Consider the following 15,585-nt stretch of genomic DNA (forward strand, 5'->3'; position numbering starts at 1 on the left):
ACAATATGAGCGACAACAATACGAGCAACAACACACCTGTCATAGCCGTCACCCTGGGCGACCCCGGTGGTATTGGTCCGGAGCTGATCGCCAAGCTGTTCGCTGAAAATGAGGTCTTTGCCGATACCCATACCGTCCTGATCGGTGACCGCTGGCTGTGGGAAGAAGGTCAACGTGTTGCAGGGGTGAAAGTTGATCTGCCGGAGGTCTCAAGCTTCACCGAAGCACGAGAGCACAACACTCCGGTGTACTTCGAGATGGATAGCGTGGCCCGTGAACGGACAGGCTACGCTCAAGCCAACGAGCATGGTGGTGCTTCCGTACTGGCAGTGCTGGATCGTTGCATAGAGGGCTACAAGGCCGGTGAAGTCGATGGGATCTGCTTCGGGCCACTCAACAAGTACGCCATGAAGCTGGGCGGCTTGGGCCATGAGGACGAGTTGCACTGGTTCGTCAACAAGCTGGGAGTGACTGACTTTTTCAGCGAATTCAACACCCTTGGCACGCTGTGGACATCGCGTATCTCGTCTCATGTGCCGCTCAAGGACGCCCATACCTACATCAACGAAGAGCGCATCATCTCCGCCGCCACCCTGATCCACGACACCTTGCGCAAGGCTGGATTCGAGTCTCCCCGAGTGGCGGTGGCGGGTTTCAACCCGCACGCCGGCGAAGGTGGCACCTGCGGCCGTGAAGAAATCGACATCATTGCTCCCGCGGTGGAGAAGTGTCGCAGCCAAGGTTATCCGATCGTTGGCCCCTTCCCTGCCGATACGGTGTTCCTCAAGGCTCGTGATGGCGAGTTGGATGCCGTGGTGACCATGTTCCACGACCAGGGTCAGATTGCCATCAAGATGCTCGGCTTCGACAAAGGAGTGACCATCCTCGGTGGCCTGCCCCTGCCCGTGGGCTCTCCTGCACATGGTACGGCCTTCGATATCGCTGGCCAGGGCAAGGCCAACCTCACCCCGACACGTAATGCCTTCAATCTGGTCAAGGCCATGTGCTTGCAGTAAGCCGCCAACTTCCCCCTGAGCAGGCGCCATCAAGGAACGACAAGATGAAAATAACCAATGTTCGTACCCGGGTTTTCGAGTGGAAAGGACACACGGTTCCACCACAGGCACACTTCTGTTCCAACGCCATGGATGAGCTATGGGACCGAGGCGATTCCATGGGTACCTTCCGTTTCCACGGTTGGACGACCGTCGAAGTCGAGACCGACAGCGGCATTGTCGGTCTGGGCAATGTGGCCCTGGCACCGCGTATCGCCAAGGCCATTATCGACCAGTACCTGACCCCACTGGTCGTCGGTCAGGACCCGTTCGACTACGAATACCTGTGGCAACGCATGTATCGCTCTACCCATGCCTGGGGCCGCAAAGGCATCGGCATGGCGGCGATTTCCGGTGTCGATATCGCTATCTGGGACGTGATGGGCAAGGCACTCGGCAAGCCGGTATTCAAGCTGCTCGGTGGGCGAACCAAGGAAAAGATTCCGTGTTATGCCTCCAAGCTCTACCGCACCGACCTGAACGAGATGCAGCGCGAGGCTCAGTCCTACCTCGATCAGGGCTTCAAGGCGATGAAGATGCGCTTTGGCTACGGCCCCAAGGACGGCCCTCAAGGTGTCCGCGAGAACCTCAACAGTGTGGCGGCAGTGCGCGAGGTCATCGGTGAGGACATAGACCTGATGCTCGAATGTTACATGGGCTGGAACCTCGAGTATGCCAAGCGCATCCTGCCAAAACTGGAGCGATTCCAGCCGCGTTGGCTGGAAGAGCCGGTGCTCGCCGACGATATCGATGGCTATGCCGAGCTCAACAAGCTGACCAGCATCCCGATTTCCGGTGGCGAGCACGAGTTCACCCACTACGGCTTCCGTCAGTTGCTCGAGCAGCGCGCGGTGTCGGTAGTGCAATACGACACCAACCGCGTCGGTGGCATCACGGCCGCACGCAAGGTCAATGCCATCGCCGAGGCCTTCAGCGTGCCGGTCATTCCCCACGCAGGGCAAATGCACAACTACCACCTGACCATGTCATCTCTGGCCTCGCCCATGTCCGAGTTTTTCCCGGTGCATGACGTCGAGATCGGCAACGAGCTGTTCTATTACCTTTTCAAAGGCGACCCCGAGCCGATCAATGGCTTCCTCGACCTTGATGACGATGTACCCGGCCTGGGCCTCGAGCTCAACGAGCAGTACTTCGACCAGTTCAACATCATCGAGTGAGGCCATCATGAGATTGATTCAGTATCAGGATGAGAGCCGCCTGCGGGTGGCTCTGGTAGAAAGTGCCACCCAGGTCAGGCCGATTCGGGTAGTCGGTGGCAGCTATGGCCTGGCCCACCTGGCGATCGGCTGTCAGCAGTCTATTGCAGAGATCATCGAAGGGCGTCTCGAAGCAGAATGTCTCGACTATCAGCAACTCATCGACGCTGGCTGCTTGCTGCCACCTCTCACCCACCCCGACCCCGCCCATTGTCTGATCACTGGCACCGGGCTGACCCACTTAGGCAGTGCTGACACCCGCTCTGCCATGCACACCAAGCTGGCCAACAGCAGCGAAACCGAGCTGACCGACTCGATGCGCATGTTCCAGCTTGGCGTCGAAGGCGGAAAGCCTGGTATCGATGAAGTCGGTGTTCAGCCCGAATGGTTCTACAAGGGCGATGGCAACTGGGTAGTACCACCAGAAGCCGCGCTGACCTCGCCATCCTTCGCCGAAGATGCCGGAGAAGAACCAGAGCTGGTCGGGCTCTATGTGATCGGCGAGGATGGCCAGCCATGGCGTGTCGGTTTTGCCGTAGGTAACGAGTTTTCCGACCATGTCATCGAACGCCAGAATTATTTATGGCTGGCCCATTCCAAATTGCGCCAATGCAGCTATGGCCCGGAATTGCTGATTGGCGAACTGCCTGCGCATCTTGAAGGCGTCAGCCGCATCACTCGTGATGGTGTCACTCAGTGGGAAAAACCCTTTCTCACAGGTGAAGCCAACATGTCCCACAGCATCGCCAATCTCGAGCATCATCACTTCAAGTACGCTGGTTTCTGCCGCCCGGGTGATGTCCATGTGCACTTCTTCGGCACAGCGACGCTGAGCTTTGCCGATCAGGTTCGGGTGCAGCCCGGTGATCGTTTCGAGATCGAGATTCCCGCCTTTGGCCGGCCGCTACGCAACCCATTGATTCAGGAAGAAGAGGCAAAGCTGCCGCGTCCTATTGGTGCGCTATAGAGAAGGACAATCCGTGTGCCGATGACCTCCCCGGTCTGAACAGCCAGGGAGTCACTCATGATCGAGGTGACAATAATGAGAAAGCCCCTTGATGTAGTTCGCTATGTAGCCCGTTCCGCGACCCTGACCGCGGCCTTGGTCACCATGCCGTTGACGGCCATGGCGGCCACCACCCTGAATTTCGCCCATACCCATCCCGTGGAGGATGCCCAGCATCTTGCCGCGGAGCACTTTGCCAAGCTGGTCAACGAACGCAGTGACGGTGAGTTGCAGGTACGAGTGTTCCCCAATGGTCAATTGGGCAGCGACAGCGCCCAGGTGGCCAATGCACGGGGTGGCCAGGTGGATATCGTGCTGACCGGCAACCCCTACTTCACCGGCCTGGTGGGTGAGCTCAATGTGCTGGACCTGCCGTTTCTGTTCGATGACTACGACCATGCCTATGCGGTACTGGATGGCGAGATTGGTCAGTCGCTGCTCGACCGGCTCGGCGAGCATGAACTCAAGGGGCTGGCGTTCTGGGAGATCGGTTTCCGAAACCTGACCAACTCCCGTCACCCCGTCGAGAGCGCGGCCGATATCAAAGGCCTGAAGTTGCGCACCACGCCCAACCCGGCGCATATCGCAGCCTTTGAGGCGCTGGGCGCCAACCCGACGCCGATGCCGTTCACCGAGCTGTTCACTTCTCTGGAAACCCGTACCGTGGATGGCCAGGAGAACCCGGTCAGCCTGATTCGCTCGGCCAATTTCTACGAGGTACAGGACTATCTGTCGCTGACCGCGCATGCCTATACCGCCGCGCCCCTGGTGATGAACAAGGCGAAGTTCGACAGCTTGAGTGCCGAGCAGCAGCAACTGCTGGTGGATGCCGCCATCGAGGCCGCCCAGTTCGAGCGTGCGGAACTCGCCGACCGCCTGACCGGTGATCTCGAATTCCTCAAGGAGCAGGGCATGCAGGTGGTCGAGAACCCCGATCGTGCCTCGATGCGCGAGATCGTCGCCGAGCCGGTGCAGGCCAGCTTCACCGAGAAGTACGGCACCGAGCTGATCGAGGCCATCGACGCGGCAAGGCCCGCGGCGCAATAGGCGGACGAGAGGAATATTTGATGGCACTCGAAATCGAGTCGTGGCGTCAGCACTTTCTCGACAGCGGTGATGATCGGGATCTGCCGATTGTCGATGCGCACCTGCACTTCTGGGACCCACAAGCCAACTACCACCCTTGGCTGTGCGATGAGCCAATGATTGCCTTTCGCTATGGCGATTACAGCGCGATCCGCCGCCCCTTTCTGCCCGATGAATACCGGCGGTTGTGTGGTGAGCACCGGGTCATGAGCTGTGTCTACATGGAAGCGGAGTGGCAGGCCGGGGAAGGCGTAGCCGAGGCGCGCTGGATTCATGAATTGCACCAGCGGGACGGCTGGCCCAACGCCATGATCGCCCAAGCCTGGCTGGATCATCCGGACATCGAGGCGCAACTAGCGCACCTGAGCATGTGGCCAATGGTCAAGGGCGTACGGCACAAGCCCAGCAGCCTGCCTCGTGGCGAGTATCGTCCCGACCGGGCCAAGCCATTACCCGGTTCCTTGAGCTGCCCGAACTACCAGCGAGGCTATGCAGCATTGGCGCGTCATGGGTTGATCTTCGAGTTGCAGGTGCCCTGGTGGCACCTGCATGAACTGGTGCCATTACTCGAGCGTCATCCCGAAGTACCGGTGGTGATCAACCATGCCGGCGTACCTGGGGATCGCGACCCTGGAACCCTGTGTGGCTGGGAGGCTCAACTGCGCAGGGTCGCGGCCTTTCCCCAGCTGATGCTCAAGTTGTCGGGGATCGGCATCGCCGGTGAGCCCTGGCGCATCGAAGACAACCGTGCACTGATCCACACCGCCTTCGAGGTGATGGGCACGCGGCGCTGCATGTTTGCCAGCAACTTTCCGGTCGATAGCCTGGTGACCGATCTCGATGCGTTGTTTACCGCTTTCAAGCAGCTCAGTGCCGGACTCACCCGAGAGGAGCGTCTGGCGCTGTTCTGCGATAACGCCATGCGCTGCTACTCGTTATCAACAGAACCAGAACTCTCGTTATAAACACAACCAGAACCAAGACCAGGAACTGAATAATCATAAAAACAAGGAGCATGCCCAATGAACGTATCTCGCACCCTACCAGCAACGGTATTGGCCCTCGGCCTTGCTCTGGCCAGTGCTGATGCGCTGGCAGCAATCACAGCGCGGATTGCCACCAGCCTACCGGACAGCCACCCGCAGACGCTGGGCGCACGCAAGTTTGCCGAACTGCTGACCGAGCAGAGCCACGGTGAGATAGAAGTCCAGGTGTTCGGAAATGGCGTACTCGGCAACGACGTCAATCTGGCGTCGATGCTGCAGGCCGGCACCCTGGAGTTCAATGTGCCGTCCACCGCCACCCTGGCCAGTCTCAACCCGGACTTCAGCGTGATCAGTCTGCCGTTCCAGTTCGACGATGCCTCTCAGGTGGATGCTGTGCTGGATGGCCCGGCGGGCCGCACGCTGCTCGACAGCCTCGCCGACAAGGGCATCGTCGGTCTGGACTACTGGGACAACGGTTTTCGGCATATCACCAACAGCCGCCACCCGGTGGAAACCGCCGATGATATCGATGGGCTGAAAATCCGCACCATGCAGAACGAGCTGTATATCGACATGTTCAACGGCCTCGGGGCCAACGCCATCCCGATGCCGGTCAATGAACTGTTCACCGCGCTGGAAACCCGCACCGTGGATGGACAGGAAAACCCCTTCACGGTGATCGACAGCAAGCGCTTCTACGAGGTTCAGCGCTACCTGTCCCAGACCGGGCATGCCTATGACGCTCAGGTCCTGATTGCCTCGAAGCGCTTCGTTGATAGCCTCAGCGAGGAGCAGCAGCAACTGGTGCGTGACGTATCGCGGGAGGCCGCGCTCTATCAGCGCCAGGTCAGTCGTGAACTCAACGATACTCTGCTGGCCCGCCTTACGGACCAGATGAGCATCAATGAGGTCCCGCTGGAAGAACGCCAGGTGATGCGTGAGCGGCTGATGCCGGTGATCGAGGAGCATCGGGCCGAGATCAGCGAGGCGACGCTGAGTGCCTTTGATGCCGCGCTGGCCGAAAACCGTCGATGAAACACTGAATGAACTGCTGCGCTCGCAACATTTATTCAGCGCTTCTCTGATTCTTTCCGGAGGACGTTTTCATGCCCCATACCGCGACTCAGTCTCGGAAAGGTTCGATTCGGGCAGCCCTTGGCTGCCTGTCGTGCCAGACCGAGCGAGCCCTGAATCTGCTGATGGTGTTGGCGTTGGTTGCCATGATTACGCTGGTCTTCACCAATGTGGTGCTGCGCTATGGCTTCAACAGCGGTATCTCGGTCAGTGTCGAGCTATCGCGCTTCCTGTTTGTCTGGGTCACCTTCATCGGCACGGTGGTGGGGTTGATGCGCCATGAGCACCTCAGCGTCACCACCTTTTCTGATCGCCTACCCGCTTCATTACAGGCGCTACTGGGTCGTCTGGTGACGCTGGTGATGCTGGGTTGCTGCCTGATGCTGGTCAAGGGCAGCTACGCTCAGACCCTGCTCAACTGGAGCAATCTGTCGCCGATCAGTGGTGTGCCGGTGGGCGTGTTCTATCTCGCCGGATTGATTGCCGGTGTCCTGATGTCGATCCTGCTGGTGTTTCGTCTGCTGGCTCCCCGGCATCTGCAAAGGCAGCCCCGATCTCAAGATCGAGCACAGGAGGTTTCGTCATGACCATTGGTCTGTTTCTTACCTCACTGCTGGCCTCGATTGGCCTGAGTCTGCCGATTGCCTTTGCATTGCTGGTCAGCGCCGTGGTGCTGATGCTGCATCTGGGCTTGTTCGATTCGCAGATCCTCGCCCAGAACCTGGTCAATGGCGCTGACAGCTACACTCTGCTGGCGATCCCCTTCTTCCTCGTCGCCGGGGAGGTCATGTCGCGGGGTGGGCTGTCGAAGCGCATCGTCATGTTGGCCATGAGTCTGGTGGGACACCGCAAGGGCGGGTTGGGCTTTGTTGCCATTTTTGCCGCCATCGTCATGGCCAGTCTGTCCGGTTCGGCGGTGGCCGATACCGCCGCTTTGGGCTCGATGCTGCTGCCGATGATGCGTGAAGCGGGATACCCCCAGGGCCGCTCGGCGGGTCTGATGGCTGCCGGCGGCATTATCGCGCCGATCATTCCGCCCTCGATCCCGCTGATCATCATTGGAGTCGCGGGCAGCATCTCGATCAGCAAGCTGTTTCTGGCCGGTATCGTGCCAGGATTGATCATGGGCGTGACGCTGGTGGGAATCTGGATGCTGATCACCCGCAAGGAAGACCTGGTGGTAGCGAAGAAAGCCACCGGCGCCGAGCGCCTGCGGGCACTGCGCAAGAGCTTCTGGGCCATGCTGCTGCCGGTGATCATCATCGGCGGGATCAAGACCGGGGTGTTCACTCCGACCGAGGCCGGTGTGGTCGCGGCGGTCTATGCCATCATCATCTCCACACTGGTCTATCGTGAGCTGGATCTCTCCGGGCTCTATGACGTCCTGGTTCAGGCGGCACGCAACACGGCTATCGTCATGTTTCTGGTGGCGGCGGCCAGTGTTGCCTCCTGGCTGATCAGCATTGCCCAGTTGCCGATGCTGGTGGCGGACATGCTGGCGCCGCTGGCCGATAACCCCCGCCTGCTGATGCTGGCGATCATGGCCATTGTGTTGATTGTTGGCATGGTCATGGATCTGACGCCGACCATCCTGGTGCTGACGCCGATTCTGATGCCCATTGTGAAGATCGCCGGTATCGATCCGGTCTATTTCGGCATCATGTTCGTGCTCAACTGTGCGATAGGCCTGATTACGCCGCCGGTGGGCAATGTGCTCAATGTGATCACCAGCGTTGGCCAGCTCAAGTTCGAGAAGGCGGTCAGCGGTGTGATGCCGTTCATGCTGGCCTATCTGGTCCTGCTGCTGCTGTTCGTGGCCTTCCCACAGATCATTACTGTACCGCTGTACTGGCTGGCGGGCTGAGAGGGTATCTACAATATGTCTGCACTTGGCAATCCAGCGTTGAACTTGAGCTCAAGATGCTCATTTACTCGGAGTAAATTGCGCTCTTTCGCTCAATTTCGCCTTGTCTCGCCTTCGTTCGCCGGTTTTGTAAACACCCTCGGAGGACATCGTGATGAGTGAACAAGCGCTGATCGATAGCCACCATCACTTCTGGGCGCTGGATGGCAGTGTGCATTATCCGTGGCTGGAAGATGATGTGGATGGCCACTTCTTCCTCGGTGACTACAGCCGGATTCGCCAGCCGTTCCTGCCGACCGATCTGCGCAATCAGATTCCGGCCGGCTATCGTCTGGCAGGCACGGTGCACTGTGAAGCTGAATCGGCGCGCGGCGAACCGGACGTCGAGACCGAGTGGCTGACCCGGCTGGCGAAGGAGCAGGAGCTGCCCAGCGCATTGGTGGGCTGGGCGGCATTTGCTGATCCGGCCTGCGAGGCACAGCTTGAGTGTCAGATGCGCTCTGCGTTGTTTCGTGGTGTACGTGCCAAGCCGGTAACCGCGGCTCGCCCAGACCAGTACGAAGGTACGTTTGGGGCCAGCGGCTCGCTGCAGGATACGGGCTGGACTCGCGGTCTGCGCATGCTCGAGGAGCGCGATCTGAGCTGGGACCTGCGCGTACCCGCCTGGCACCTGGCGGATGCCGCCAGGCTACTGGAGGAGACACCGGCGTTGCGGGTGATCCTCAACCATACCGGTCTGCCCTGGGATCGCAGCGAGCCAGGTCTGGCCCGCTGGCGCGAGGGCATGCGCGCGCTGGCCGCTAACCCCAATGTCGCGGTCAAGCTTTCGGAGCTGGGCAGCCCCATGGCCGCCTGGCATGAGCAACGCAATATCGATGTGCTGGCCGAGGCTATCGATATCTTCGGTGCCGAGCGCTGCATCTTCGCCAGCAACTTCCCGGTGACTGGCCTCAATGTCAGTTACGCCACCTGGCTGGCAATGGTCGAGCAGGCCGTCGCCGATGCCGCAGCGGACGCGCGTCAGGCAATCCTGCATGACAACGCCGTGCGCATCTACCGGCTGACGGGAGCCGTTCCCGCCTCACATATCCTGTGATGTCACGATCATCGAATTCAGCAACAACTGAGTTCAACAACCATCGAATTCAACAACAGCCAAGCGGAGAAACAACGTGCAACTTGAAGGCAAGCAACTGATTGGCGCCGACGCCGTACTGGCGTCCGGCCGCCCCATCCACGGCATCAACCCGGCCACCGGCGAGACGCTGGAGCCGGGCTATCCCGGTGGCAGTCAGGCCGAGGTCGAGCGCGCCTGTGAGTTGGCCTGGCAGGCATTCGATGCCTACCGCGAGACCGGCCTGGAGGAGCGCGCCACCTTCCTCGAAAGCGTGGCTGACGAGATTGAGGCTATCGGTGACGCGTTGATCGAACGTGCCATGGCGGAGTCCGGTCTGCCGCGTGCCCGCCTGGAAGGCGAGCGCGGCCGTACCTGCGGCCAGCTGCGTCTGTTTGCCCGCGTGGTACGCGATGGCGAGTGGCTCGATGTGCGTGTCGATCCGGCACTGCCCGAGCGTCAGCCGATGCCGCGGGTCGACCTGCGCCAGCGTCATATTGGCCTGGGGCCGGTGACGGTCTTCGGCGCCAGTAACTTCCCGCTGGCCTTTTCAGTGGCCGGGGGCGACACCGCCTCGGCACTGGCCGCCGGTTGTCCGGTAGTGGTCAAGGCCCATTCTGCTCACCCCGGCACCTCCGAACTGGTCGGCCGTGCCGTGCAGCGTGCCGTGGCGAAGTGCGGACTGCCGGAAGGCGTGTTCTCGCTGCTGTTCGGTTCCGGCCGTGAAGTCGGCCAGGCGCTGGTCGCCGATCCCCGCATCAAGGCCGTCGGCTTCACAGGCTCGCGTAGTGGCGGCACCGCCCTGATGAAGACTGCCCAGAATCGTCCCGAGCCGATCCCGGTCTACGCCGAGATGAGCTCGATCAACCCGGTGTTCCTGCTGCCGGAAGCGCTCAAGGCACGTGGCGCGGAGCTCGGTGAAGCCTTCATTGGCTCGCTGACCATGGGGGCCGGCCAGTTCTGCACCAATCCTGGTCTGGTGATTGCCATCGATAGCCCGGAACTCGACGCCTTTATTGCGGCGGCCGGTGAAGCCATCAAGGTAGCGGCGGCCCAGACCATGCTGACGCCGGGCATTTTCGAGGCCTATGAAAGTGGTGTCAGCGGCTTCAGTGCCAGCGACAAGGCGCAGGAAGTGGCGCGTGGCCAACGTGGCGAAGGCCCCAACCAGTGTCAGGCGGGCCTGTTCACCGCCACAGCCGCAGACTTCCTCGCCGAGGAGGCGTTGCAGGCCGAAGTCTTCGGCTCGACGTCGCTGGTGGTGAAGTGCGCCGACCTCAATGAGGTCAAGCGCGTCGCCGAGCACCTCGAAGGTCAGCTGACCGCCACGCTGCAGATGGACGATGGCGATGTTGATGTTGCCCATCAACTGCTGCCGATCCTCGAGCGTCGGGCCGGACGAGTGATGGCCAACGGTTGGCCCACCGGCGTGGAAGTCTGCGACGCCATGGTCCACGGCGGCCCGTACCCGGCGACCTCGGATTCCCGCACCACCTCGGTGGGCACGGCCGCGATCCATCGCTTCCTGCGCCCGGTGTGCTACCAGAATTTGCCCCAGGCACTGCTTCCTGAGGCTCTGCGTGATGGTAACCCTGCCAATATTCGCCGCCTGATCGATGGCAAGAGAGAAGTCAGCTAATCTGGTAAGGGATACACCACATATTGACCATGCATGGATGCACTGACAGCAAGGATGCTCATGAAAACATTGCCCGTGAAAACACTGTTCCGGGTCGTCTCTTCGGCAAGCTGGAAACAGGCTCAGGGTATTGTGCCGCGCTGCGGTAACGACCACCATGCCGATGGCGTTCACCTGTGCCTGCCCAAAGCCATCGCCTACACCACCAACACCTACTTCACTGCCGATGAGCATCCAATACTGCTCGAGGTGGATATTGCGCCTTTTGCCGAGCAGATCGAGTGGCGCGAACCCACCGATAGCGAGCCTTGGCAACGACCACTGGCACGTATTCCGGGCATTCCCGTCGACAGCATCATCTCCATCACGCCGCTGGAGATCGACAACGCCTAGCCCAGGGTTTCTGGCTCCACTTCCGGCACCATGCCCAAGGCATCGTCATACACGGCCAGGCCGGCCCCGTCTTTATACGCATTTTCCGATAAATGACGGCGGAAGCGACGACCTCCAGGACAGCCCTGGAACAACCCCAGCATATGACGAGTGATGTGGTTGAGCTTCACCCCCTCTTCCAGGCGCCGGGCGATATAAGGACGCATGGCCTGCGCCGCAGCGTGACGTGTCGCTGCGGGTCCCGGTTCGCCATAGAGCTCCTGGTCCACGCTGGCCAGCATCCAGGGGTTCTGGTATGCCTCGCGCCCAACCATGACACTATCCACATGATCCAGCTGTGAACGGCACTCTGCCAACGTCTTGATGCCGCCATTGATACCAATATGCAGCTCCGGACGGCTGGCCTTGAGACGATGGACGCGTGCATAGTTCAGCGGAGGTACATCGCGGTTTTCCTTGGGCGACAGTCCTTGCAGCCAGGCCTTTCGGGCATGGACGATGAACACCTCACAGCCTGCATCCGCCACCAGATGGATGAAGTTCTCCAGATCCGCGTCTTCATCCTGATCATCAATTCCAATACGGCATTTCACTGTGACGGGAATCGACACCGCATCGCGCATCGCCCGCACAGCCGCAGCCACCTTTTGTGGATGGCCCATCAGGCACGCACCGATCAAGTTGTTCTGAACCCGGTCACTGGGGCAACCGACATTGAGGTTGATCTCGTCGTAGCCCCACTCCTCGGCAATGGCAGCACATTCCGCCAGCTCACCGGCATCGCTGCCACCCAGCTGCAGCGCGATGGGGTGTTCCAGTGCATCGAAGCCCAGAAACCGCTCCCGCGGCCGTCCATGCAGAATTGCGCCGGTCGTCACCATTTCCGTATACAGCAAAGCATGCCGGCTCAGGGTACGTGCAAAGACACGGTAGTCTCGGGTCGTCCAATCCATCATGGGGGCTATGGAGAACGTTCTGTCTAGTACAGAACGAGCGGTATCAGTCTTCATGAGGCTTTCTGCCATGGGGCTGTCTTTCACACCAGGATGATAGTTTCGTATGTTGGCAGGGATCTGTGCCACTCATTGCTGCACGCAATAAACGATGATGGTGGCGCAACAGTCAATCGGCGCAGAGAAAGGGCGAAAGTGTCGCATATACCGCCCTTGGATGCAGTAGCTGGTAACGGCATGGTCCTGAACTCCTTTGCCAGCAGGTGATCGTCCAGGTTTTCCTTGCCCTCATGACCAGCGTAGAATCGTGCGCCGCAAAAGATAACGACAGAGGCCATGCAATGAAGATCAATGTGGTGGGTACCAGTGGGTCAGGTAAAACGACACTGGCCCGTCGACTGGCCCAAGCGCTGTCCCTGCCACATATCGAGATGGATGTCCTGCATTGGCTGCCGGATTGGCAGGAGAAGCCTGACGAACAGTTCTTTGCCGAGCTTGCCAGCATGCTCGAAGCATCGCCCGGCTGGGTGCTGGACGGCAACTATGATCGATCGCGCCCCATTAAATGGCGGGAGATCGATCTGGTGGTATGGGTCGACTATGGCTTCTGGCAAACGCTATTCCAGGTCGTGTCCCGAGCGATCAAACGCGCCTGGAGCAAGCAGGAACTGTGGCCCGGCACGGGTAATCGTGAGAGCTTCCGCCAGTCCTTTTTCAGTCGCGACTCGATCATTCTCTGGTCCATCAAGACATGGCGCAGCAATCGAGCACGCTATCTCAGCGCCATGCACGATGAACAGTACCGGCATATCCGCTTCGTTCAACTGCGCAGTCATTCCGAAGCCGAGGCATTCATCCGCTCAATGGCAGGCAACGCCTGACTGAGCGAAGCAATATGAGTATCAGCTTTATTCAGAGACAACTGGTGGTCATGTTTCACTCATGCATCCAAGTAAGCAAGAAAGCTCGCTGCTGGCTCATGTATCAATGATGAGGCACTCTCATCAGCATGATCTTCCAGATACCGGCCAACCAAGGCATAGCCGAGACTATAGCCTGCCCAGCGGGGAAGGTCCCCCTGACCAAAAAACCATGCGCCATGGTGATAGTGAGGGTCATTCCACCTCAACTTTGCCTTTTCAGCACATGTGACAAGCCTCTTTCCGCATATCTCCACCTCCCAAGGTTCTGGGGCCGAACCATAGAGCTGACGACTGAAATGTTCTGCCAATCCTTCAGATACCAGAGCATCGCCCAGCGTAGTCCCATACCCTGGACCTCGCCAGCGCATCACGTGGTGAAGCTCATGAGCTATCATTCGTTCAAGCGGTTCCCCTATATTTCGGGACAGGTTTTCGTTATCTGGATCGAAGGTTAACTGCATCATGGTGCCAGTAGGCGCGTAACCAACGAACCCTATTTCCTTGACAACGCACCCTGGCCAGACTTGAACCACCACATCCAGGTCGATGGCAGGCAAGACTTGTTCTGCTCGATAACGCGCTTCTGCTATGCCTTCTCCTATGCGTTCGATCCAACCATCCAACTGGCCGCATGCATTAGCGTAATGCACGATCCACTGGGGCATCCTATCCTCCTTGGTGCTTGGCCATGTAAAGCAATTTTTATCGAGATAGTCTATGTATATAGCACTGGAGAGTGCTATAGGGTGTAAAAGTATTCACTCTTCTATTATCAAAAATTAAAAACGAAAGGATTAAACCATTTCAAAGAGAAAAATATGAAAATACGGGAACCATATAAAAGCGAGACAAATCAAATCAAGAAACTGATAAAGGAACTTGGTTACGAAATCGGTGATTCAAGTCTATCCTCTCAGATTGATTTATACCTAGAGTCTAAAGTGTCCTTACTTTTGGTCGCTGAAACTGCTCCCGGAAATCTTTCGGGAATGATTTCAGGTCATTTGATACCTCTTATTCACCAGCATGGAAATACAGGACGGGTCACCGCTCTTTCAATCCACCCCTGCGCGCGCAGTTCAGGTGTTGGGACATGTTTACTAGAGTCGATGGAATCATAGTTTGAAGACAATAACTGCTTACGGTGTGAAGTCACCAGTGGAGCCCAGCGATCCCAAGCCCATGCATTCTATAAAGCAAAAGGATACATCTCAGATGGACATCGCTTCCTGAAGCACGTAAATGGCAGGTCACAACAAACTCATCCCGACTGACACGCAGAACGTTCTCCCAAGCTATCTTTTTACCAGAGCTTACCCGGGAGGTTGCATCATGCTCGATCATCTATGCATCAATGTCTCGAATCTTCCCTTCAGCCAGCGTTTCTACGCGGCGGCGCTTGCACCCTTGGGCTACCAGATGACCAAAGGCGACAGCGAAGCGGTGGGGTTCGGGATATTGGCAGGCAGACGCAGATCGCTGGACCCGGATGGTGACTTCTGGATCGCACAAGGTAGTATGGCACCGCCTCTCCCCCACCTGGCCTTCAGCGCTGCCAACAGAGAGGAAGTGGACGCTTTCTTCAAGGCGGCGATTCAGGCAGGCGGCACAGATAATGGCCCCCCTGGGCTACGCCCTCGATACCACCCGTATTACTATGCTTGCTTCATCATCGATCCTGATGGCTACAACATCGAAGCGGTCTGTCACCTGGCGATCTGATATGAAACCGGTTCAGCCAAGGATATGCTTGCGCACAAAGGCGGCCCGTTCCTCGATACTGGCCAAAGGCAGTTGGATCAGCTCATAGCCCAGTTCGGCATAAGTCCTGGCCATGACTTGATAGGTGGCTTCTGCCTCTGCCCTATCCTGCTTGCGTTCGGCATCCTGGCCGAAAATCTCTGCCCAATAGGGTGCAATGAATACCTGCTGATTATAGCGGTACTGATCCGCCGCTCTCTTTACGTGGTCGGGTATTGGCAGGTTGCACAGCGTCAAGTAGCCCAGAACATCAACGACACCACGGTCCATCAGTATTGGCTCTGCCATATCACGCGCCTCGCGATACGATCTCAGCTCCCAATTCAGCATCAGTTCAGCAAAGAGTGACCGATCGGCCCACGGAAGTGCGCTTCCCTTGATGACCACCTGGTCCTGGATGATCGCCCGCCCGGCTTCTGGCATGTAACGAATGCCCTGTTTGGCCAACGCTTCCAGCAGACTGCTTTTACCGGACCCCGGCGCTCCCGTGATCACGAACATATGCTGGCACATG

Annotated in this window: 16 protein-coding genes; 13 read left to right on the forward strand and 3 right to left on the reverse strand. The window is 58.7% G+C overall.

Annotation, left to right across the window (positions count from 1 at the left end; all coding sequences use genetic code 11):
• Positions 1-5: 5 nt before the first annotated feature.
• The 11 genes from E4T21_RS13325 to E4T21_RS13375 all read left to right on the forward strand — a co-directional run bounded on the left by E4T21_RS13325 (position 6) and on the right by E4T21_RS13375 (position 11,434).
• Positions 6-1,016: a 4-hydroxythreonine-4-phosphate dehydrogenase PdxA gene (locus E4T21_RS13325; protein ID WP_149285532.1), complete on the forward strand. Its 1,011-nt coding sequence runs from the start codon at positions 6-8 to the stop codon at positions 1,014-1,016.
• A gap of 44 nt (positions 1,017-1,060) precedes the next feature.
• Positions 1,061-2,233 (forward strand): L-rhamnonate dehydratase, encoded by a 1,173-nt coding sequence (locus tag E4T21_RS13330; protein ID WP_149285533.1) that lies wholly within the window; start codon positions 1,061-1,063, stop codon positions 2,231-2,233.
• A gap of 7 nt (positions 2,234-2,240) precedes the next feature.
• Positions 2,241-3,239, forward strand: a complete 999-nt coding sequence (gene araD1, locus E4T21_RS13335; protein ID WP_149285534.1) for an AraD1 family protein — start codon at positions 2,241-2,243, stop codon at positions 3,237-3,239.
• Between the two features lie 75 nt (positions 3,240-3,314).
• Positions 3,315-4,325, forward strand: a complete 1,011-nt coding sequence (locus E4T21_RS13340) for a TRAP transporter substrate-binding protein (protein ID WP_149285535.1) — start codon at positions 3,315-3,317, stop codon at positions 4,323-4,325.
• A gap of 20 nt (positions 4,326-4,345) precedes the next feature.
• Positions 4,346-5,329 (forward strand): amidohydrolase family protein, encoded by a 984-nt coding sequence (locus E4T21_RS13345; protein WP_205423390.1) that lies wholly within the window; start codon positions 4,346-4,348, stop codon positions 5,327-5,329.
• Between the two features lie 57 nt (positions 5,330-5,386).
• Complete coding sequence (locus tag E4T21_RS13350) at positions 5,387-6,385, forward strand: TRAP transporter substrate-binding protein (protein WP_149285537.1); 999 nt, start codon at positions 5,387-5,389, stop codon at positions 6,383-6,385.
• A 71-nt stretch (positions 6,386-6,456) separates the two neighbouring features.
• Complete coding sequence (locus E4T21_RS13355; protein ID WP_205423391.1) at positions 6,457-7,011, forward strand: TRAP transporter small permease; 555 nt, start codon at positions 6,457-6,459, stop codon at positions 7,009-7,011.
• Positions 7,008-8,288, forward strand: coding sequence for a TRAP transporter large permease subunit (locus E4T21_RS13360; RefSeq protein ID WP_149285538.1), 1,281 nt, complete (start codon positions 7,008-7,010; stop codon positions 8,286-8,288). Before E4T21_RS13355 ends, E4T21_RS13360 begins: the two co-directional genes overlap by 4 nt.
• 154 nt (positions 8,289-8,442) lie before the next feature.
• On the forward strand, positions 8,443-9,384 hold the full coding sequence (locus E4T21_RS13365) for an amidohydrolase family protein (RefSeq protein ID WP_149285539.1): 942 nt from the start codon (positions 8,443-8,445) through the stop codon (positions 9,382-9,384).
• Positions 9,385-9,460: 76 nt separating this feature from the next.
• Positions 9,461-11,041: an aldehyde dehydrogenase (NADP(+)) gene (locus E4T21_RS13370; RefSeq protein WP_149285540.1), complete on the forward strand. Its 1,581-nt coding sequence runs from the start codon at positions 9,461-9,463 to the stop codon at positions 11,039-11,041.
• 60 nt (positions 11,042-11,101) lie between these two features.
• A complete protein-coding gene (locus E4T21_RS13375; protein WP_240349140.1) occupies positions 11,102-11,434 on the forward strand; it encodes a DUF952 domain-containing protein in 333 nt (110 codons plus the stop codon).
• On the opposite strand, the gene dusA is transcribed toward E4T21_RS13375, so the two are convergent.
• Complete coding sequence (gene dusA / locus E4T21_RS13380; RefSeq protein WP_240349141.1) at positions 11,431-12,444, reverse strand: tRNA dihydrouridine(20/20a) synthase DusA; 1,014 nt, start codon at positions 12,442-12,444, stop codon at positions 11,431-11,433. The genes E4T21_RS13375 and dusA overlap by 4 nt on opposite strands.
• A 284-nt stretch (positions 12,445-12,728) precedes the next feature.
• On the opposite strand from dusA, the gene E4T21_RS13385 reads away from it, so the two are divergent.
• Complete coding sequence (locus E4T21_RS13385; RefSeq protein ID WP_149285542.1) at positions 12,729-13,268, forward strand: P-loop NTPase family protein; 540 nt, start codon at positions 12,729-12,731, stop codon at positions 13,266-13,268.
• A gap of 59 nt (positions 13,269-13,327) precedes the next feature.
• Here the strand turns inward: E4T21_RS13385 and E4T21_RS13390 are convergent, their stop codons facing one another.
• The gene (locus E4T21_RS13390) at positions 13,328-13,975 is read right to left on the reverse strand and encodes a DUF2268 domain-containing putative Zn-dependent protease (RefSeq protein WP_149285543.1); all 648 of its coding nucleotides are present in this window, start codon (positions 13,973-13,975) and stop codon (positions 13,328-13,330) included.
• Positions 13,976-14,642: 667 nt separating this feature from the next.
• Between E4T21_RS13390 and E4T21_RS13400 the strand changes: the two genes are divergently transcribed.
• Positions 14,643-15,032, forward strand: coding sequence for a VOC family protein (locus E4T21_RS13400; protein WP_149285545.1), 390 nt, complete (start codon positions 14,643-14,645; stop codon positions 15,030-15,032).
• Positions 15,033-15,044: 12 nt separating this feature from the next.
• Here E4T21_RS13400 and E4T21_RS13405 read toward each other — a convergent pair whose 3' ends face one another.
• Positions 15,045-15,584 carry an AAA family ATPase gene (locus E4T21_RS13405; protein ID WP_149285546.1) on the reverse strand — a complete coding sequence of 180 codons (540 nt, stop codon included), beginning with the start codon at positions 15,582-15,584 and terminating at the stop codon, positions 15,045-15,047.
• Position 15,585: the final 1 nt, after the last annotated feature.

It is taken from the genome of Halomonas binhaiensis (assembly GCF_008329985.2).
GTDB classification, from domain to species: domain Bacteria; phylum Pseudomonadota; class Gammaproteobacteria; order Pseudomonadales; family Halomonadaceae; genus Halomonas; species Halomonas binhaiensis.